The following is a 19,709-nucleotide window of genomic DNA, read 5'->3' as shown; positions in this document are numbered from 1 at the left end:
CCGTGGCCCGAGACGCCAGGTCGTCCGGCGCGTCGCCTGGCCGGTCACCGGTGCGGACCAGTCTGGGAGGATGATCGATCAATGAAGCTGTTCGTCACCGGCGCCGCGGGCTTCATCGGCTCGAACTACGTGCGGTACGTGCTGTCCCACAGCGACGACGAGGTGACGGTCTTCGACGCGCTCACCTATGCCGGCAACCTCGAGACGCTCCGTGACCTGACCGATGACCCCCGCTACCGGTTCGTGAAGGGCGACATCTGCGACCGGGAGGCGGTCACCGAGGCGATGCGGGGGCACGATGCGGTGGTGCACTTCGCCGCTGAGAGCCATGTCGACCGATCGATTGTCAGCCCCGACGCGTTCGTCCGCACCAACTGCGACGGCACCAACGTGATGTGCGACGTCGCTCGGCGTCTCGAGGTGGGGAGGTTCATCCACATCTCCACCGACGAGGTCTACGGCTCCATCGAGCACGGCTCGTTCAAGGAGAGTGACCCGCTCGGCCCCCGCTCGCCGTACAGCGCGTCGAAGGCGGGCAGCGATCTCATCGCGCTGTCCTACGTCAGCACCTACGGCCTGCCGGTGATCGTGACCCGCTCGTCGAACAACTTCGGGCCGTACCAGTATCCGGAGAAGGTCATCCCGCTGTTCGTCACGAACCTGCTCGAGGGAAGGAAGGTGCCGTTGTACGGCGACGGGCTGAACGTGCGGGACTGGCTCTATGTCGAGGACAACTGCGCTGGCGTCGACCTGGTGCTGCGATCGGGCGAGGTGGGGGAGATCTACAACATCGGCGGTGGCAACGAGATCACGAATCGGGATCTGACCGAGCGGGTCCTGCGGCTCTGCGGAGCAGGTGAGGAGATGATCGAGTACGTGACCGACCGGCCCGGGCACGACCGGCGCTACTCGATCGACTGCTCGAAGATCGGAGCACTCGGTTGGAAACCGCAGCGCGATCTCGACGAAGCGCTCGCCGACACGGTGGAGTGGTACCGGGCCAACCGTTGGTGGTGGGAACCGCTCAAGGGTTCCTGACATGCGGGTGCTGATCACCGGAGCCGGGGGGCAGGTCGGTCGGGAGTTGGTCGAGGTCTTCACCGCAGACGGTCACGAGGTCGTGGGGTTCGACCGCGCCAGCCTCGACATCGCCGATCGCGACGCCGCGATGTCGGCGATCTGCGCCTCCGAGCCGGATGTCGTCGTCAACGCGGCAGCCTGGACCGCGGTGGACGCCTGCGAGCTCGACCCCGATCGAGCGTTCCTCGTCAACGCGCTGGGAACCCGCTACCTGGCCGAGGCCGCTCGGGTGGTGGGCGCCCACCTGGTCCACCTCTCGACCGACTACGTGTTCGACGGTTCGAAGACGGAGCCCTATCTGGAGTGGGACCAGCCCAACCCGGTCTCGGTCTACGGGCGCTCCAAGCTGGGCGGTGAGCAGGAGGCCGGTCCCGCCGCAACCATCATCCGCACCTCGTGGGTGTGTGGCTTCCACGGCAACAACATGGTCAAGACCATCCTGCGGCTCGCGGCCGAGCACGATGTGTTGTCCTTCGTCGACGACCAGCGTGGCCACCCGACCTTCGCCGACGATCTGGCGGCGATGATCAAGCGGCTGGTGGTCGAGCGCCGCACCGGCTTGTTCCACGTCACGAACCAGGGAGCCGTCTCCTGGTACGAGTTCGCGCGGGCTGTGCTCGAGTGTGCAGGCCAGGACCCGGATCGGGTGCGGCCGATCGCCACCTCCGAGCTCGACCCACCGCGCCCGGCGCCCAGGCCGGCCAACTCGGTTCTCGACAACGCTGCGCTCCGGCTGTCGGGCGTGCCGCTGCTCCCGCACTACCGCCACAGCCTCGATCGCCTCGTTGCCCGGCTGCTCGACCGCTGATCCGATGGCCGAGCGGGGACGGGTTCGCCTCGTCGTGCTCAACTACGACGGTGGTCACGAGGTGGTGCGCTGCTTCGACCACTTGATGGCACTGCGGTGGCCACCCGACGAGCTGGAGTTGGTGCTGATCGACAACGGCTCCAGCGACGGCAGCGCTCACGCCGTCGCCACCCGACACCCGAGCGTCGAAGTGGTGCAGCTCGATCGCAATCGAGGGTTTCCGGCCAACAACGTTGCCCTGCGTGACCTGGCCGGCGTGCGCTACGTGGGCCTCGTGAACAACGACGCGTTCGTCGAGCCGGGCTTCCTGGCACCGCTGGTGGAGGCGCTCGAAGCCGATCGGTCACTCGGCGCGGCGTGCCCGTTGATCCTGTTCGATCACCAGTACCTCGAGCTGGCGGTCGAGGTACCTGCTGAGCGCCCGGGCCCAGGTGATCCCCGCGAGCTGGGGGTGAAGCTGACCGGGGCCAGGGTGGCCGGCGAGGACGTGTGGCGCCGGGTGCACGTCCCCCGGGGCGGTCATGGCCTGGAGGTCTCGGGGCGGAGCAGCTGGCAGTGGACCGGGCGGCGGGCCGTCGTGCGGGTGCCGGTGCGGCGGGGGGAGCCGCGACCGGACCGGATCGAGTTGCAGGCGGCCGCGCTCTCGCCCCGGGTAGCGACGTTCACCTCGGGCCGGGTGCGCACGGAGGTCGAGGTCCACGAGCGACCTTCGTGGATCGAGGTGGCGGTGGACGGCGAACCCTTCGACGTGGTCAACAACGCCGGTTCGGTCGTCTTCGACGACGGCTACGGGGCCGACCGGGGGTTCGGGGAGGTGGACAGCGGTCAATTCGACGAGCCGGCCGAGGTGTTCGCGTGGTGCGGGGGCGCGGTGTTGCTGCGCCCCGACTACCTGGCTGACGTGGGGCTGTTCGACGAGCACCTGTTCCTCTACTACGAGGACACCGATCTCTCGTGGCGAGGCCAGGCCCGGGGATGGCGGTACCGGTTCGTGCCGGAAGCCCGTGTCCGCCACCTGCACGCGGCCACCAGCATCGACGGATCAGCCCGGTTCCAGTACTTCACCGAGCGGAACCGACTGCTCGTCCTGGCGAAGAACGCGCCCGCGCCGCTACTCAGGCGGGCGCTCGGAGGGTTCCTCGGCCAGACCTACGACGCGGCACGCCGCGACATCGTCGCAGCGCTGGCGCAGGGTCGCCGCCCCAACCCGGTGCCGACGTACCGGAGGCTGCGTGCAGGGCTCGGCTTCCTCCGCTCGGCACCGCACGCGCTCCGGGCCCGCCGGCGCCTCCGTCGCCGTCAGACCGTGAGCGACGCCGAGCTCCTCATGGCACTGGTGCCGACCGCTGGCGTGTCACCCTCGCCGAGGCCCGCGCCGGCTGGTGAGTGTTGACGCGCCAGCGCCAGCGTCCCCAGCCACAGGCCGAGTGCCGTGGTGGCCAGTGTGGCGAGCGCGAGTAGCAGGTGCTTCGGCAACTTCGGCTCCCAGTCGCCCTCGAAGAGGTAGTCGAGGTACGGCGACGGCGCGCCGATCACGTACCGGCGCATCACCACGACGTAGGAGAAGAGCATGATCACGGTGAGGGCCCCGATCGCCAGGGCGCCCATGCCGCGCAGCGGGCGCCACCCAACCCTCCCCGACGTCCCGACCACCCAAGCCGCCAAGATGGGCACCGCGATCGCGACGGGCAGCGAGTATCGGCCCTGCCACACGAAGCCGATGCGCTCGGCCTGGGTGACCTCGGAGAGCGTGAGCGCGATGACACCGAGCACCGATGCGACGACTGCCAGCCTCTGGCGGGCCGAGCCGACCACCAGCGCTCGGACCACGAGCGCTCCCACAACCCCGAGCCACGACACGATCATCCACACCGGCAGTGCGTCGTGCGCGTCGATCCACCCGAACACGCCGATCATCTGGCGCACCCGCCACGGGAACATGCTCGCTGATTCACGCAAGGCCTCGGGCAGCGTGATCCCCGGGCGAGGCCCTCCCCAGAGCGCGCGCTGCGGGGTCGCGTAGGCGAGCCAGAACACCGCGAAACCGGTGGCCACGGACAAGACGACCGCGCCGATCCGCACGCGACGGTCACCGGCCAGCGTCCTGAGGTTGGCGCGACCCAAGGCCGCGAGGGCGAGCAGGCCGACGATCGCGAGGAGCATCAACATCGACAGCGGTCGGGCGAGGACCAGCATCGACGACGCAACGAAGAACCGGGTGATCGAGCGGGTCGACGGTCTTCCCTCGGTCTGCAGGAGCTCCAGGCCGGCCACGACGGTGCACATGGCTGCCACGATCTCCAGGGCGTTGGGGTTGATGACCGCGGCGAGGAACACGACCATGGGTGTCAGCGCAGCCGCCACCCCTATGACCGTCGTGCCACTCACATCGGCACGGCGGGCGGCCACCAGCGCCGAGGCCACCAGGGCCGAGCACAGCGCCACGTTGACGAGCCGCATCATGTACATCGCCTTCGATGGCGGGAGCAGGAGGGAGGGCCAGCCGACGAGCGCGTAGAACACGGGCGGGTACGCGCCGGCGGAGTTGATGGCCTCGACCTCATCGGTGACCCGTGGTACGGCGGTCATGCAGTTCGCTGGCCTCAGGGGGGGCAGCGCGATGCACGCATAGTCCGGCTCCGCGTAGGCGCGAGGCATGCGGAGCCAGATCTCCGACCGGGTCACGTCGTCGTCGCTGGTGCCGGCGATGTCCTCTCGTGCCACCCAGGTGAGCTCACCGCGCACCACGGCTGCCGCCTTGCCGGCGTGTGCGGGCTCGTCCGGACCGACCAGCGGCGGCATCGAGAGGGCCCAGATCGCCGCCAGCGCACCCAGGATGAGGAAGGAGATCCACCAGATCCGACGGTCGTCGAGGTGGGAGGCGAAGCCGGCACGTGCCGGGTGCGGGGCACTGGTCGGAGTGGAGAGCGGCATCGTCGTGGGGACCTTCCGCCACGCTACCCCTCGCGATGAGCGTGCCCGTGCCGGTGAGGGCCGGCAGGGCCCCACTGGTAAGGTCGCTGGCCCATGGCCGGCCGCCCGACGCGTGTGCTCGTTCTCACCGCTGACAAGGTCGGGGGAGCGATGGCGGGGCCGGCCATCCGGGCCATCGAGCTGGCCCGGGTGCTGGATCGCTCGTTCGAGGTCGTGCTGGGGTCGACCCATGAGGTCTCCCTCGCCGGCCTCCCGTTCCGGTCCACGACCGTCCGGGAGCGGCTCGACCTGGAGCCCCACGTCGACTGGGCCGACGTCGTGCTGGCCATGCCGTCGGTGCTCCACCGCTTCGACTGGATCGCGGACCACGACCTGGTCGTGCTGGCCGACGCCTACGATCCGGTCCTCTTCGAGGTGTTGGAGTGGTTCTCGCCGGCGGCCCCGCAGGAGCAGGACGCTCGGTTCCTCGATGCGCTGGCCCAGATGATCGAGCCGCTCCGGTTCGCCGATGCCGTGCTCTGCGCGTCGGAACGCCAGCGCCACCTGCTCATCGGGCTGCTCACCGCGATCGGTCGGGTCAACCCGAAGACCTACGGCGAGGATCCGACGCTCGGCAGGTTCGTCCCGGTGGTGCCGTTCGGCCTGCCCGCCGATCCGCCCCTCACCGAGCACCGGCCGTTGCGGGGGCCCGGTGGCCCGTTCGCCGCCGACGACGTGGTGCTCTACTGGGGTGGCGGCATCTACCAGTGGCTCGATCCGTTGACCCTGATCGACGCGATGGCGTTGGTGGACGACCCGAACGTGAAGCTCTTCTTCGCCGGCATCGCGCACCCCACGCCTGAGGTCCCGGTGATGCCCATGGCGCAGGCGGCACGTGATGCGGCCACCGACCGGGGGCTGATCGGGACCAGGGTCGTCTTCTCGGACCGTTGGATCTCCTACGGCGAGCGGGCCGCCTACCTCACCGATGCCGACATCGGGGTCTCGGTGCACCGGCGGCACGTCGAAACCACCTTCTCGTTCCGGACGCGGCTGCTCGACTACCTGTGGGCGGGTCTGCCCATTCTCACCTCCGAGGGCGACGGCTTCGCCGAGCTGGTTCGTGCGCGCGAGCTCGGAGCGGTCGTCCCCGCCGAGGACGCCGCGGCGATGGCCGAGGCGATCGGCCGGCTGCGCGACCGCGAGGTGCGGGCCGCCTGCTCGCATCGAGTGCGGGACCTCGCTCCGGCCTACGAGTGGTCGGTCGTGAGCAGGCCGCTCGTCGAGCTCTGCGCCGAGCCCCGCCGGGCAGCGGATCGCCTCGCCGGCGGGCGGGCTCAGCCCGTCGCACCGGACGCCCTGCCGGCGCCCGGGCTCACGGGCCTGCTCCAGCGGGTCGCTGCCAGGGCGCGCTCAGCCTTGCGCAGCGGCGAATAGGATCCGCCGATGCGCATCGCCGGCATCATGTTGCTGCGCAACGAGGCCGACTTCGTCGAGGTCAACCTCCGCTACCACCGATCGATCGGCATCGACGAGTTCCTGGTGGTGGACAACGGCTCGACCGACGGCACGGCGGAGATCCTGGCCGAGATGGCTCGGTCCGACCCGTCCGTCCACGTGGAGATCGATCCGGGCCCGTACCAGCAGGACGTGGTCCGGACGCGGCTCGCCCGGGCGGCGGGTGCCATGGGTGTCGACTGGGTCGTCAATATCGACGGCGATGAGTTCTGGTGGACCCCCGGTGGTGATCTCCGAGCGGTGCTGGCCCGGACCGAGGCCAGCGTCCTGCGCTGCGACGTGGTGAACCTCGTCCAGCGGCGTGACGTGCGAGCCCGATCACCCCAGGCTCTCTTGACGATCACCCGCCGCGTGCCGGGAACCCGGGGAACGCTGGAGGACGCCCGGCGCCTGGTCGAGGCCGGCGAGATCGCCTACGTGGAGATGAACCATCCGGTCAACTGCCTCGCCCGACCCGGGCCGGGCATCATCGTCCACGGGGGCGCACACCACATCGATGGCGTCGATGGCCCAGTGATCGACACCCCGGAGATCGTGTGCCTGCACGCAGGCTTGCGGGCTCGCGAGGTGCTCGAGAAGAAGGCCGAGCACGGTCGGCGGGTGGACGAGTTGGGTCTCCCCCCCGACATCAGCTGGCACGTGCGGCGATGGGCGCGGCTCGCCGCGGCGGGAGAGCTCGAGGCCGAGTGGGCGGCGAACTCCTGGCGAGACGAGGGACCCGGCGTGCTCGATCTTCCGAGCGGTCCCCGCCCGCTGGTGGTCGACACCCGCTTGGCCGATGCGGTCCGCCCGTTCATCACCACCCCACGCCGCAGGAGTTGGAGGTCACGGGCAACCCGCTGGCTCGCCGGCCGGTCTTCGGGAGGATCCTGACCGGCTGGTATGCTCGGATCCCTTCACGCTCGCCGGAACGCGGCGTTGGAGCCGCCCCGGATCTGGGAGCGGGAACGCCCGGATGCCTCGTCGCACGAGCCATCGGCCGAGTTCGGTCTGATCCGAGGACGACTGCACACGTGACCGCCGCAACCGAGATCTGGACCTACCGGAACCTCATCTACAACCTCGCTCAGCGGGAGCTGCGAGCTCGCTACAAGAAGAGCCTGCTCGGATGGCTGTGGTCCCTGATCAACCCGGCGGCCACCCTCGGCATCTACACCCTTGTGTTCGGTGTCTTCCTCGCCCAGCAGCCGCCGCCGATGGGCAACGGGCGGATCGGGCTGTTCGGCATGTACCTGTTCTGCGCGCTCGTCGTGTGGAACTTCTTCAACGGCACCGTCACCGGGTCGATCTCAGCCCTGCAGGGCTCCGGGGGCCTGCTCAACAAGGTGTACTTCCCGCCTGCCGCCCCGGCGATCGCGAACATGCTGACCGTACTGCTCCAAGCGGTGATCGAAGGAGGCATCCTCGCGGCCATCATGGTGCTGCTGGGGAACGCGTCGGTCACCTTCCTGCTGTTCCCGGTGATCCTGGTCTTCCTCGGTCTGTTCGCCCTCGGCCTGGGCCTCTTCCTGAGCGTGTACAACGTCCTCTACCGCGACGTCAGCTACCTGGTCGGCATCTTCATGCAGCTCCTCTTCTACGCCACGCCGATCATCTACAGCATCGACATCATCCCGGCGAGGGTCGGGGGCATCCCGGTCCGGCGGCTCATCGAGCTCAACCCGTTGACGCAGTTCGTCGAGTGGTCGCGTGACGCCTTCTACAGCCTCCGCTGGCCCTCCACGGCCGGCATGCTCTACGCCATGGTCGCCTCCGTCGTGGTGTTCCTCGCCGGGACCGCGGCGTTCAACGTGAAGGCCCGCAACGTGGCGGAGGAGCTGTGACGGGAAGCACCGCGATCGTCGTCGAGGGGGTCTCGAAGCGGTTCAAGGTCTACAAGAGCCGGCCCACCAGTTTGAAGGAGCGGGTCACCCGCTTCGCTCGCGATCGTTACGAGGAGTTCTGGGCCCTCGACGACGTCAGCCTCGAGGTGCCCGAGGCGTCGGTGTACGGGCTCGTGGGCCACAACGGATCAGGCAAATCGAGTCTCCTGCGACTGATGGCCAACATCCACCGCCCGACCAAGGGGCGGATCGTCGCCAACGGTCGGATCTCGGCGCTGCTCGAGCTGGGCGCAGGCTTCCACCCGGATCTGACAGGACGCGAGAACATCTACCTGAACGCCGCCATCCTCGGTTTCCGCCGACGGGACACCGACAAGATCCTCGATGAGATCGTCGAGTTCTCGGGCATCGAGCCCTTCATCGACACGCCGGTGAAGCACTACTCGAGTGGGATGTACGTCCGGCTCGGGTTCTCGGTGGCGGTCCACGTCGACCCCCAGATCCTCCTGATCGACGAGGTCATCGCGGTCGGCGACGAGGAGTTCCAGCGCCGCTGCTTCGAGCACCTCTACAGGCTTCGCAACCGAGGGGTCACGATCGTGATGGTGACCCACAGCCTCGGGTTGGTGCAGAGCATGTGCAGCAGGGCCGCGTGGCTGGACCATGGCAAGTTGCTGGCCGAGGGTCCCGCAGGCGACGTCGTGCACCACTACGTCAGCAAGGTCAACGAGCGCGAAGCGGAGCGCTTCGAGCACGAAGCCGAGGCGGCCAGCGAGCTCGGTGTCCCCGAGGGTGGTCTCGACGTCGAGGCGTCGTTGCGCCCGCTCTCCATCGAAGCCGTGGAGTTCCTGGGCTCGGACGGCCAACCCACCCAGGTGGCCCTGAGCCTGGAGCCGCTCACGGTCCGGATCCGTTACCGGGCATCGGAGCCGGTGGAATCACCGCTGTTCTCCTTCGCGGTCGAGAGCGCGAACGGTGTGCACGTGGCCACCCCCGGGATGCGTCCGGACGATCGACGGTCCGAGGTCCTCGTCGACGAGGGGTACGTCGACTACCGCATCGACCAGTTGGCCCTGGCGCCGGGCGAGTACCTGCTCAGCACGGCGGTGCACGATCGGCACGGCATGATCCGGTTCGATCACCAGCAGCGTTGCGCCAAGCTCCACGTCCAGCGGTCCTCGAGATCGGTGCCAGGTCTCGTGGACCTGCTCGGGCGATGGGAGGCACCCGTCGGGCCTCGGGCAGAGGCGCTGCGATGAAGGCCCGGGAGGCGCTCGAGCGCCTCGTCCCACCCGGCTCGACGCGGCGCGCCGTGGCGCGCATGGGCCGGCAGCTCGCGCTCGACGGACTCCGCTACGCGCGGCGCGCTCGTGCGCTCTGGTGGGTGGCCACCCAGCCACCGGCCAGCGAGCCGCGCTATGCGGCGTTCCTCGAGCGCAACCGGCTCGGCGCGGAGGAGATCCTCTACCAGACCGGCCGGACTGCCGAGCAGCGGTTGCGGTGCTCGATCGAGTGCGTGGTGATCGCCCCGCCGGGACCCGGCGCCCGCGCCGCGCTCGAGCACACCGTCCGCTCGCTGCGCCTGCAGACCTTCGGCGGCTGGTCGGCACTGGTCGTCGGTGGCGGTCTCGACCATCCGGGCGATCCGCGGGTGCGGGTGGGGGATCGCGATGATGACCGCTCCCTCGCGGTCTCGAGGTTCATGGCCGACGGCGACCCCCGGGCGTTCGTGCTCGTGCTCGAGGCCGGTGATCGGCTCGAACCTGACCTGTTCTTCCGCATCGCCGCCACGGCGGCCGACGACCCTGCCGTCGATCTGGTCCATTGGGACGACGACGTGCTGGCCCCGGACGGCACCGTGGCCGATCCGCTGTTCCGGCCTTCGTGGTCACCCGACATGTTGCTGGGGGCCAACTACCTCGGTCGCTCGTTCGCCGTGCGCCGGGAGCGGGTGGTGACCGCAGGAGGCTTCCGCTCGGATCTCGGTGACGCGGCCTGGTGGGACCTGCTCCTGCGCCTCGGCCTCGACGAATCCCGTGTGGCTCGGTTGCCGAAAGTGCTGGCTCACCTCGGTCGGCGGCCGCAGGCCCACGGTGAGCTCGCCGTCGCGGTGGTCCAGGAGCACCTCGACCGTCTCGGGCAGCGGGCGTCGGTGTCCCCGACGCCGGCCGGCGTGCGGGTGCGATGGACACTGGACGATCCCCCTCACGTCACCATCGTCATCCCGACCAGGCACAACCGCACGATGCTCTCGGTGTGCCTGCCGGCGCTCGCCAGGACGGAATACCCCTCCTTCGACGTCCGCATCGTCGACAACGGGCCCCGGACCCCCGAGAACGAGGCGTGGTACGGGCAGTTCGCCGGTTCCCTCGACCTGCGCGTGAGCTGGTGGGAGGAGCCGTTCAACTACTCGGCGGTCAACAACGCGGTGGCTTCCGACGCCCCCGGCGACGTGCTGGTGTTCCTCAACGACGACACCGAGCCGCTCGATCCCGGGTGGTTGTCCGAGATGGTGGGTTGGGTGGTGCAGCCGGGCATCGGGCTGGTGGGCGCGCAGCTCATCGGCCCGGACGGCCTGATCCAGCACGGCGGGGTGATCCTCGGTCTCAACGGGTTCGCGGACCACCTCTTCGAGGGGTTGGCACCGGGCTCGGAGACGCCGTTCGGTCCGACGGGTTGGTACCGCGACCTCCTCTCGGTCACCGCGGCGTGCGTCGCGGTGCGCCGAGAGGTGTTCGAGCAGGTCGGCGGCTTCGACGAACGGTTCGTGCTCTGCGGCAGCGACGTGGTGCTGGGCCTGGACGTTCGGTTCCACGGGTGGCGCAACGTGTGCACGCCTTACGCGACGGTCCGTCACCTCGAGTCCGCCACCCGTGGCACCGACGTGCCGACGGAGGACTTCTTTGCCAGCTACTGGCGGTACCAGAAGTGGTTGCGGGCGGGTGATCCGTACTTCACCCCCAACCTCTCCCTGCACAGCCGGGTGCCACGCCTGGCGGAGCCCAGCGAGCAGGCACCCCTCGACAAGGTCGGCCAGGTGCTCAACCGGTCGTTCACCGTCTTCCGCCAGACCTCGGAGGGCTCCGAGGCCGCGTGGTTGGCCGACGTGTGCCGAGCCGACGATCAGGTCGCGGCCAGGGTGCACGCGCTGCACGCCGCCAACACGGCGGGCTTCCCCCCGGAGACGATCAACTGGTTCGTGCCCGACATCGACAGCCCCTTCTACGGGGGCATCAACACCGCGTTGCGCTTGGCCGATCACCTGGCTCGGGTGCACGGGGTGCGGAACCAGTTCGTGGTGATGGCCGCGCCCAACGAGCCGTTCTTCCGTTCCGCGCTGGCGGCGGCATTCCCGGCCCTGGCCGAGAGCATGATCGCCTTCGTCGACGGTCCCACGGACCCGGCCCTCGAGTCGGTCCCGGCGGCGGACGTGTCGATCGCCACGCTCTGGGTCACCGCCTATTCGGTGGCCCGGTTCCGGCGGACCCGCCGCAAGTTCTACCTCATCCAGGACTTCGAGCCGATGTTCTACCCGGCAGGCACCCAGTACGCCCTCGCCGAGGAGAGCTACCGGCTCGGCCTCTACGGGTTGTGCAACACCGACAACCTGCTCCGGATCTACCGTGACCAGTACCAGGGCAGGGGATTCGCCTTCACGCCCGCGGTGGATCGGTCCGTGTTCCACGCTGAGGGCAGGAGACCACTCGATCACGATGGGCCGGTTCGGGTCTTCGTCTATGCCCGGCCGGGTCACTGGCGCAACTGCTGGGAACTAGCGTCCCCGGCGCTCGTCCAGGTGAAGGAGCGCTTCGGTGATGATGTCCACATCGTCACCGCCGGCTCGTGGGCCACCCCCGACGATCTCGGGCGGGGCATCCAGCACCTGGGGCTGCTCGACTACCGGGAGACGGGTCAGCTCTACCGGACCTGCGACGTGGGCGTGGCCCTGACGGTTTCCGCCCACCCGTCGTACCTGCCACTCGAGCTGATGGCCTGCGGGGTGCCGGTCGTGGCGTTCGACAACCCCGCCGGCGACTGGATCCTCCATCATGGCGAGAACTCGTTGCGGTGCCGCCGGACCGTCGACGGTCTGACCGAGGCGATCGGCCGGCTCGTTGCCGACCCGTCGCTGCGGGTCCGGCTGGGTGCGACGGGGCTCGAGGACATCGCTGCCCGTCATGGCGACTGGGAGGCCGCCTTCAAGGGCATCTACGAGTACCTCGGCGATCCCGAGCAGCACGCATGACGGGCGAGGGCGGCACGCGTTACCGGCACGGGTTCGACCAGGACACCTCCTACGGCAGCGCGGTCCGGCTGATCGGGTCGGCCGGGTTGCAGCCTGGTCTCGTGCTCGATCTCGGCTGTGGGTACGGCGCGGTCGCGGATCCACTCATCGGGCTCGGGCACCGCTACGTCGGTGTGGACCTCGATGAGCAGGCGGTGGCCGAGCTGCAGGAGCGTGGCCACGAGGCCCATCGGTGCGATCTGCTGGCTCCGGGCGACGAGCTGGTGGAACGACTGTCCCGGATCGTCGATGGCCGCCGCTTGGCCGCCATCCTGGCGCTCGACGTGCTCGAGCACCTGCTCGACATCCCCGCGACCCTCCGAGCCCTGGCGTCGGTGGCGGAACCGAGCGACGCTCCGCTCGTCGTCAGCTTCCCGAACATCACCCACTTCGACGTGGGGGCGAAGCTGCTCATGGGCCGGTGGGACACGACCGACGAAGGCCTGCTGGACCGTACCCACACCCAGTTCCTCTCGGGCCCGGACCTGCTGCGCGTCTTCCTCGAAGCTGGATGGCGTCAGGCCGGAGCCGATGACGTCATCCGCCCCGTCAGCGACCAGTGCTTCCCGTCCTACACGCCGGTCCTCCGACCGGGTACCCCTGCTCACGGGCTCCTCCGAGCCTGGCGGGACGCCGCGGATCCGTACGGGTCGACCTTCCAGTTCGTCCGGCTCTTCCGGCTCCACCCCCCGCAGCGGCGCGAAGCGGTAGCCGGCGTCGACGAGGTCAGGCCGTTCGCCACGGTGATCGTGCTCACCGGTCGGGGACAGGACCCACGCGACTTGGCTGACCTGCACCGCGATCTCGACGGGCAACGCGGGGTCGAGCACGAGGTCCGGGTCGTGGAGGCTGAGGACGGGCAGGTGATCGAGGCTCTCAACGAGGCGCTGCGTCAGGCCAGGGGTCGCTACGTCAGCGTGCTCCGACCCGGGCAGCGGGTGGGGCCGGGTTGGCTGGCAGCGCTCGTGGCCGCCGAGCAGCGGGCCGTGGGGGCCGTCCTGCGGGCCACGGTCCGAACCTACGACGACGAGGTGGGCGCGGCGAGCGCGGAGGGGAGCTTCGCCGTCCTCGCGGCGGATGCCGGCGAGGTCGCGCAGGCCCCGCTCGATCCGGTGCACGTCGACGTCCCGGCCCCGGTCATCCCGGCTGCGTTCGCCGTTCCTGCCCAGGTGGCTCAGACCGCTGGAGTCGTGCCCGAGGAGCGCCACGGCAGCTCCTCGTTGGCCGTGTTCCTCGCCCGGGCCGCCGCCCTGTGTGGCGTCGAGCCCGCGGACGGAGCAGAAGTCCTGGTTCCCAGGAGTCACCTCCCCGATCCGGTCGTCGATGGCGAGCGCATCGACGACGCGCTGTCGGAGCAGCCGATGCTGCTCCGCGCAGGTGACGCCAACCGGCTGGCCGACCTTCGGCGACGGATCCTCGCGGACGAGGCCCGCCTCTCGGCGCTCGAAGCCCAACTGGCCTCGCGGGACCAGCGGATGGAGCTGCTCTCGGAGCACGTCCGTGACCTCGGCACGCGGATGCGGACCGTGGAAGCGGAGCGTGACCTCTGGCGGAGGGAAGCCGAACGCCGCCTCGGGGTCCGGCTCCGAGCCGTGGCTCGACGCGTGCTCGAGCGCTTCCAGTCGAGGTGAGGAGCTTCGGTGGTGGTACGCCTCAGGTCGAGCGGTCGCGCTCGAATGCCTGCAGCAGCTCGGCGGCCGCCGCGGAGGGGGTGATCTCCCCCCGCGCCACCTGATCCTCGAGTGACGGGAGCATCGACCGGACGCTCGCCGCGCTCTCGAAGCGCTCGAGCAACGAGTCGCGCACCTCGGCCCACATCCAGGCCTTGGCCTGTGCGGCGCGCAGCTCCGCCAGCTCACCCGAGGCCGTGAGCGCGTCCCGGAAGGCCAGGATCGCCTCCCACACCTCCGCCAGCCCCGCGCCGGTGAGCGCCGAGCAGGTGAGGACCCTCGTCTGCCAGGCCCGCCACTTCGGCCGGAGCAGGTGCACGGCGTTGGTGTAGTCAGCGGCCGTCCGGCCGGCAGCCGCGGCCAGGTCGCCGTCGGCCTTGTTCACCACCACCAGGTCGGCCAGCTCCATGATCCCCCGCTTGATCCCCTGCAGCTCGTCACCGCCCCCCGGTGCGACCAGCAGGAGGAACAGGTCCACCATCTCACCGACGGCCACCTCGGACTGGCCGACGCCGATGGTCTCCACGATGACGACGTCGAACCCGGACGCCTCGCAGAGCAGGATCGCCTCCCGGGTACGCCGGGCCACCCCACCGAGCTGGCCACCCCCCGGTGTGGGGCGGATGAACGCCCGAGGTTGGCGGGCGAGCTCGCCCATGCGGGTCTTGTCACCGAGGATCGACCCGCCCGAGCGCCTGCTCGATGGGTCGATGGCCAGCACGGCGAGGGCGTGGTCCTCGACGATCCGGAGCCCGAGGGCCTCGATGAACGTCGACTTGCCCACACCCGGAGGCCCGCTGATGCCCAGCCGCACGGAGCGTCCGGTCTCGGGGAGCACCTGCTCGAGCACCCCGGCGGCGACGGCGCGATGGTCGGCTCGGGAGGACTCGGCGAGGGTGATGGCGCGCGCCAGGGACCGGCGGTCCCGCGCCCGGATGCCCCGGACCAGTTCGTCGACCGACTCGGTCACGCGGCCGATCGTCGCTCCCCGAGCAGCCTCAGCACCGTGCGGGCCGCAGCCGGGATGTTGGTGCCGGGGCCGAACACCGCGGCCACCCCCGCGTCGCGCAGGGTGTCGTAGTCCTGCGGAGGGATGACCCCGCCGCACACCACCACGACGTCGTCGGCCCCGGCCTTGCGCAGCTCCTCGATGAGCTTCGGCACCAGTGTCTTGTGTCCCGCTGCCTGGCTGGACACGCCCACGACGTGCACGTCGTGCTCTACCGCGTCCCGGGCAGCTTCCTCGGGCGTCTGGAACAGGGGACCGACGTCGACGTCGAAGCCGAGGTCCGCGAAGGCCGTGGCGATGACCTTGGCGCCGCGGTCGTGGCCGTCCTGGCCCATCTTCACCACCAGCAACCGGGGCCGGCGCCCCTCACGCTCGGCGAAGGCCTCGACCTCCTGGGTCAACGTGGCGAACTCCTCGTCGCCCTGGTAGGCGGAGCCGTACACCCCGGAGATGCTACGGATCTCGGCCCGATGGCGGCCGAACACCGCTTCCATGGCGTCGGAGATCTCCCCGACGGTGGCCCGGGCGCGGGCCGCCTCGACCGCCAGCTCGAGCAGGTTCGCGCTGCCGGCAGCGCCCTCGGTCAGGCGCCGGAGTGCCTCCTCGCAGGCGGCCTGGTCCCGCTCGGCTCGGACCCGCTGGAGCTTCGCGATCTGCTGCTCGCGGACCTTCGTGTTGTCGATGTCGAGGACATCGACCAGCTCGACGTCGTCGGGCACGTACTTGTTGACCCCGACGATGACGTCCTCGCCCCGGTCGACTCGGGCCTGGCGGCGCGCCGCGCTCTCCTCGATGCGCAGCTTCGGCATGCCCGACGCCACCGCCTTGGTCATGCCTCCGAGCTCCTCGACCTCTTCGATGAGCGACCAGGCCCGCTCCGCAAGTGCGCTGGTGAGCGCCTCCACGTAGTAGCTGCCGCCGAGCGGGTCGACCACGTGGGTGATGCCGGTCTCCTCCGCCAGGATCAACTGGGTGTTGCGGGCGATGCGGGCGCTGAAGTCCGTGGGCAGGCCGAGCGCCTCGTCGAAGCTGTTGGTGTGCAGGCTCTGTGTGCCCCCGATGACCGCGGCGAGGGCCTCGAAGGCGGTGCGGACCACGTTGTTGTACGGGTCCTGCTCCGTGAGCGAGACCCCCGACGTCTGGCAATGGGTGCGCAGCATCAGCGACTGGGGGTTCTTCGGATCGAAGCGCGACATCACCCGGTACCACAGCAGCCGAGCGGCACGCAGCTTCGCGATCTCCATGAAGAAGTTCATGCCGATGGCGAAGAAGAAGCTCAGGCGAGGTGCGAACTCGTCGACGTCGAGCCCTTTGCCCAGCGCGGCGCGGACGTACTCCAGGCCATCGGCGATGGTGAACGCCAGCTCCTGGTCCGCGGTGGCTCCGGCTTCCTGCATGTGGTAGCCGGAGATGGAGATGGAGTTGAACCGCGGCATGTTGCGCGCCGTGTACTCGATGATGTCGGCGACGATGCGCATGCTCGGCTCGGGGGGGTAGATGTAGGTGTTGCGCACCATGAACTCTTTGAGGATGTCGTTCTGGATGGTGCCGCTGAGCTGCGCCTGATCGACGCCCTGCTCCTCCCCGGCCACGATGAACATCGCCAGCACCGGGATCACCGCGCCGTTCATGGTCATCGAGACCGACATGCGGTCGAGCGGGATGCCGTCGAAGAGGATCTTCATGTCCTCGACGGAGTCGATCGCCACCCCCGCCTTGCCGACGTCGCCCACCACCCGAGGGTGGTCGCTGTCGTAGCCCCGGTGGGTGGCGAGGTCGAATGCCACGGACAGGCCCATCTGGCCGGCGGCAAGGTTCCGGCGGTAGAAGGCGTTGGACTCCTCCGCGGTGGAGAACCCGGCGTACTGACGGATGGTCCAGGGCCGGTTGGCGTACATGGTGGCCCGCACGCCCCGGACGAAGGGAGCGAAGCCGGGTAGGGAATCCACGAAGTCGATCCCCTCGAGGTCCGCGGCGGTGTAGAGCGGCTTGACCTCCAGGCCTTCGGGGGTGTGCCAGCGCAACGACCGGGTGTCGGCGGCCTTCAACTCCTTGGCCGCCAACGCCTCCCAGTCGTCGAGTGACGGGCGGGTCCGGTCGGTGGGTGGCTCTGCACGCTCGCTCACGGCCGTTCAGGCTATGGGCTGGGCGAATCGCGCCGGAAAACGGCCGGAGCCACCCTCTTCCACACCACGGTCGTCGCCGGGAGGGTCCGGCGCGCTGATCGGCGCCACCGAGCGATGGCAAGCTTCGCCCGTGAGCGAGAGCCGCGTCGGCGTACCGAACCCCGAGGATCTCGCCTTCGAGTCGGTGACCGTCGATGGATGGCGAGGGAGGCCACCGGATCCTCGATCGGGTGACGTGCCGCCTGCCCCTGCGGGCATCAGTGTGGTCCTCGGTGCGTCGGGCGCGGGTAAGACGACCCTGCTGCGGCTCTGCAACCGCTTGGAGGTCCCGTCGTCGGTCCAGCTGGTGCTCGTCGGCTGGGCGCTGCACCTGGTGCTGGACCCCTCTCGACCGTTGGCCTGGGCGTTCGCCTGGGTGGCGGCGATGATCGTCTTCGCCGCGTTCACCGTGCGCCAGCGGGCCTCCGAGGTCCCCGCCGTGTTCCCGTGGCGGCCATGACAAGCGCCCCGAGGTGGAGGCGAGGCTGGCGCTGGGGTACTCCTCCCGCCGGGCCGCCCATCCGCACGTCCGGGAGGCGCTGCGGACGGCCCTCGTGCCACAGATCGAGTCCACCAGGCGGTCGGGCTGGTGATCCTCCCTGGGGCGATGACCGGGCTGATCCTCGCCGGGGTCGATGCGTTCGACGCGGTGCTGGTGGAGCTGGCGATCATGTACCAGATCCTCGGATCCGTCGCCACCAGCGTGACGGTGACCGGCGTGGGCCTCACGCGCCGCCTCCCCAGCCCGGATCACCGCTTGGTCCAGCTTCCGCGGCCACCGTCGTGACCGGGGCCGGTGGGTAGCCTCGGGTGTCATGGCCAAGCGCTTCGTGATCATCGGTGGCGGTCCCGCGGGGAACCAGGCGGCCACGCACGCCGCTCGACTCGGGGCCGAGGTCACCTTGGTCGAGAAGGACATCGTGGGAGGCGCGGCGCACCTGTGGGACTGCATCCCTTCCAAGGCGATGATCGCCACCGGCGGCGCCTTGCGGCTCATCAACGAGGCGCCGGGGATGGGCCTGACCCAGGTGAGCGCAGCACTGGATTTCGATGCGCTGAAGGAGCGCATCGGCTCCATCGAGGCCCGGTTGCAGGCTTCGGTGACGGAACTGCTCGAGAGCCAGGGGGTGCGGCTGCTGCGGGGTCGGGGCCGTCTCGCCAGCCCGCACGAGGTGCTCGTGGACACGGACGAGGGCGCCCAGCACCTCGAGGCCGACGTGATCGTGCTGTCCACCGGCAGCCGGCCGCGGATCCCCGACTGGGCCGCCGTCGACCACCACCGGGTCCTCACCACCCGTGACGCGTACCCGCCACCGGAGCTGCCCGATCACCTGGTGGTGATCGGCGCGGGGGTCACCGGGGTGGAGTTCGTCCACATGTTCGCGTCGCTGGGCAGCGAGGTGACCTTCATCGTGAGCCGCCAGCAGGTGCTCCCCCAGAAGGACCCGGAGGTGGCGGCTGCGCTCGAAGCGGACTTCCTGGCAAGGGGGGTGCGGTTGCTCAAGGGTGCTCGGGCGGTCGGGGTCGAGGTCGCGGGTGAGTCGGTGACCGTGCGCTGCGACGACGGGCGGTCCGCGAGCGGATCGCACGCGATCCTGGCCATCGGGTCGATCCCCAACTCGGAGGGACTGGGCCTCGACGCCGCGGGGGTGAAGGTCGACCGGTCCGGCTACGTGGTGGTGAACCACAACTGCCAGTCGACCGTTCCCCACATCTACGTTGCGGGGGACCTGTCGGGGAAGTTGCCCCTGTCGTCGGTGGCGGCGATGCAGGGTCGCAAGATCGCCGAGCACGCCATGGGCCTGCACGTCGGCCCTCACCGCCACCTCGACTACGAGAAGGCGGCGTCGGCCATCTTCACCGAGCCGGAGATCGCGGACGTCGGCTTGGCCGAAGCCGACGCCTTCGCCGAGGGTCGCAAGATCCGGGTCACCAAGGTGCCCTTCTCGGCGAACGCCAAAGCGCTCATCGACAACGACCCCCGGGGCTTCGTGAAGATCGTGTCCGACCCGGCGACGGGGGTGGTCCTCGGCGGCTCGATCGTGGGGCGGCACGCCGCGGAGCTCATCTCGGTGATCGCGCTGGCGGTCAACGCCGGGCTCCGGGTCACCGACATCGTCGAGAGCCTGCTGGTGCACCCGGCGCTCGCCGAGGCGCTCTCCGACGCGGCTGAATGATCGATCGCACCCCGACCGCTCGCTGGTGAGCGGTCGAGCGGGCGGCCGGGGGTCGGACCCGGTCTAGTCCGTCCTGTCCGGGGGTTGAGTTGACACCGCCCTCGTTGGTGTGGGGGTGGTGATGGACCCGTGGTTCGTTCCACTGACCCAGAGGAGTCCATCACCATGACCCCGACAGAGATCATCTATCAGCGGCGCCGGCGTGTGCTCGAGCTGGCTGAGGAGCTCGGTAACGTGTCCGAGGCGTGCCGGATGGTGGGT

Annotated in this window: 14 protein-coding genes and 1 pseudogene; 12 read left to right on the top strand and 3 right to left on the bottom strand. The window is 69.8% G+C overall.

All coding sequences use genetic code 11. The annotated features are described in order from the left end of the window. Window positions 1–81 precede the first annotated feature (81 nt). From rfbB to HZF19_RS11450, 3 genes are read left to right on the top strand one after another with little or no spacing between them, the layout of a single operon-like run. Window positions 82–1,038: a dTDP-glucose 4,6-dehydratase gene (gene rfbB, locus HZF19_RS11460; protein WP_208028922.1), complete on the top strand. Its 957-nt coding sequence runs from the start codon at window positions 82–84 to the stop codon at window positions 1,036–1,038. 1 nt (window position 1,039) lies between these two features. Continuing rightward, window positions 1,040–1,888: a dTDP-4-dehydrorhamnose reductase gene (rfbD, locus tag HZF19_RS11455; RefSeq protein ID WP_208028921.1), complete on the top strand. Its 849-nt coding sequence runs from the start codon at window positions 1,040–1,042 to the stop codon at window positions 1,886–1,888. 4 nt (window positions 1,889–1,892) lie between these two features. Next, window positions 1,893–3,281 (top strand): glycosyltransferase family 2 protein, encoded by a 1,389-nt coding sequence (locus HZF19_RS11450; RefSeq protein WP_208028920.1) that lies wholly within the window; start codon window positions 1,893–1,895, stop codon window positions 3,279–3,281. On the opposite strand, the gene HZF19_RS11445 is transcribed toward HZF19_RS11450, so the two are convergent. After that, window positions 3,188–4,822: a DUF2142 domain-containing protein gene (locus tag HZF19_RS11445; protein WP_208028919.1), complete on the bottom strand. Its 1,635-nt coding sequence runs from the start codon at window positions 4,820–4,822 to the stop codon at window positions 3,188–3,190. The genes HZF19_RS11450 and HZF19_RS11445 overlap by 94 nt on opposite strands. Before the next feature lie 93 nt (window positions 4,823–4,915). Here HZF19_RS11445 and HZF19_RS11440 point away from each other — a divergent pair, with 93 nt between their 5' ends. The 6 genes from HZF19_RS11440 to HZF19_RS11415 all read left to right on the top strand — a co-directional run bounded on the left by HZF19_RS11440 (window position 4,916) and on the right by HZF19_RS11415 (window position 14,058). Further along, window positions 4,916–6,238 (top strand): glycosyltransferase, encoded by a 1,323-nt coding sequence (locus tag HZF19_RS11440; RefSeq protein WP_208028918.1) that lies wholly within the window; start codon window positions 4,916–4,918, stop codon window positions 6,236–6,238. 9 nt (window positions 6,239–6,247) lie between these two features. Continuing rightward, a complete protein-coding gene (locus HZF19_RS11435; protein WP_208028917.1) occupies window positions 6,248–7,192 on the top strand; it encodes a glycosyltransferase family 2 protein in 945 nt (314 codons plus the stop codon). A 140-nt stretch (window positions 7,193–7,332) separates the two neighbouring features. Further along, window positions 7,333–8,142 (top strand): ABC transporter permease, encoded by an 810-nt coding sequence (locus HZF19_RS11430; protein WP_208028916.1) that lies wholly within the window; start codon window positions 7,333–7,335, stop codon window positions 8,140–8,142. Next, complete coding sequence (locus tag HZF19_RS11425; protein WP_208028915.1) at window positions 8,139–9,401, top strand: ABC transporter ATP-binding protein; 1,263 nt, start codon at window positions 8,139–8,141, stop codon at window positions 9,399–9,401. The genes HZF19_RS11430 and HZF19_RS11425 overlap by 4 nt, the downstream gene beginning before the upstream one ends. Then, the gene (locus tag HZF19_RS11420; protein WP_208028914.1) at window positions 9,398–12,388 is read left to right on the top strand and encodes a rhamnosyltransferase WsaF family glycosyltransferase; all 2,991 of its coding nucleotides are present in this window, start codon (window positions 9,398–9,400) and stop codon (window positions 12,386–12,388) included. Before HZF19_RS11425 ends, HZF19_RS11420 begins: the two co-directional genes overlap by 4 nt. After that, window positions 12,385–14,058 (top strand): methyltransferase domain-containing protein, encoded by a 1,674-nt coding sequence (locus HZF19_RS11415; RefSeq protein ID WP_208028913.1) that lies wholly within the window; start codon window positions 12,385–12,387, stop codon window positions 14,056–14,058. The genes HZF19_RS11420 and HZF19_RS11415 overlap by 4 nt, the downstream gene beginning before the upstream one ends. A gap of 22 nt (window positions 14,059–14,080) precedes the next feature. Here HZF19_RS11415 and meaB read toward each other — a convergent pair whose 3' ends face one another. Both meaB and scpA read right to left on the bottom strand, forming a co-directional pair. Further along, the gene (meaB, locus tag HZF19_RS11410; protein WP_208028912.1) at window positions 14,081–15,067 is read right to left on the bottom strand and encodes a methylmalonyl Co-A mutase-associated GTPase MeaB; all 987 of its coding nucleotides are present in this window, start codon (window positions 15,065–15,067) and stop codon (window positions 14,081–14,083) included. After that, on the bottom strand, window positions 15,064–17,232 hold the full coding sequence (scpA, locus tag HZF19_RS11405) for a methylmalonyl-CoA mutase (protein WP_208028911.1): 2,169 nt from the start codon (window positions 17,230–17,232) through the stop codon (window positions 15,064–15,066). The genes meaB and scpA overlap by 4 nt, the downstream gene beginning before the upstream one ends. Before the next feature lie 130 nt (window positions 17,233–17,362). On the opposite strand from scpA, the gene HZF19_RS11400 reads away from it, so the two are divergent. The 3 genes and pseudogenes from HZF19_RS11400 to HZF19_RS11385 all read left to right on the top strand — a co-directional run bounded on the left by HZF19_RS11400 (window position 17,363) and on the right by HZF19_RS11385 (window position 19,448). Then, window positions 17,363–17,731 carry an ABC transporter permease gene (locus tag HZF19_RS11400; protein WP_208028910.1) on the top strand — a complete coding sequence of 123 codons (369 nt, stop codon included), beginning with the start codon at window positions 17,363–17,365 and terminating at the stop codon, window positions 17,729–17,731. Window positions 17,732–17,744: 13 nt separating this feature from the next. Continuing rightward, window positions 17,745–18,058, top strand: a pseudogene (locus tag HZF19_RS17445) (ABC transporter permease). 28 nt (window positions 18,059–18,086) lie between these two features. Next, complete coding sequence (locus HZF19_RS11385; protein ID WP_208028907.1) at window positions 18,087–19,448, top strand: dihydrolipoyl dehydrogenase family protein; 1,362 nt, start codon at window positions 18,087–18,089, stop codon at window positions 19,446–19,448. The last annotated feature ends 261 nt before the right edge of the window (window positions 19,449–19,709 follow it).

The organism is Rhabdothermincola sediminis (assembly GCF_014805525.1).
GTDB lineage: Bacteria > Actinomycetota > Acidimicrobiia > Acidimicrobiales > Acidimicrobilacustridaceae > Rhabdothermincola > Rhabdothermincola sediminis.
The sequence above is the reverse complement of the archived record's forward strand: the minus strand, read 5'-3'. Positions and strand labels throughout refer to the sequence as shown.

What these genes read in the sequence shown, in the direction of transcription:
- rfbB (WP_208028922.1), top strand. Translation starts at nt 82, where the DNA reads ATGAAGCTGTTCGTCACCGGCGCCGCGGGCTTCATCGGCTCGAACTAC.
- rfbD (WP_208028921.1), top strand. Translation starts at nt 1,040, where the DNA reads ATGCGGGTGCTGATCACCGGAGCCGGGGGGCAGGTCGGTCGGGAGTTG.
- HZF19_RS11450 (WP_208028920.1), top strand. Translation starts at nt 1,893, where the DNA reads ATGGCCGAGCGGGGACGGGTTCGCCTCGTCGTGCTCAACTACGACGGT.
- HZF19_RS11445 (WP_208028919.1), bottom strand. Translation starts at nt 4,822, where the DNA reads ATGCCGCTCTCCACTCCGACCAGTGCCCCGCACCCGGCACGTGCCGGC.
- HZF19_RS11440 (WP_208028918.1), top strand. Translation starts at nt 4,916, where the DNA reads ATGGCCGGCCGCCCGACGCGTGTGCTCGTTCTCACCGCTGACAAGGTC.
- HZF19_RS11435 (WP_208028917.1), top strand. Translation starts at nt 6,248, where the DNA reads ATGCGCATCGCCGGCATCATGTTGCTGCGCAACGAGGCCGACTTCGTC.
- HZF19_RS11420 (WP_208028914.1), top strand. Translation starts at nt 9,398, where the DNA reads ATGAAGGCCCGGGAGGCGCTCGAGCGCCTCGTCCCACCCGGCTCGACG.
- HZF19_RS11415 (WP_208028913.1), top strand. Translation starts at nt 12,385, where the DNA reads ATGACGGGCGAGGGCGGCACGCGTTACCGGCACGGGTTCGACCAGGAC.
- HZF19_RS11385 (WP_208028907.1), top strand. Translation starts at nt 18,087, where the DNA reads ATGGCCAAGCGCTTCGTGATCATCGGTGGCGGTCCCGCGGGGAACCAG.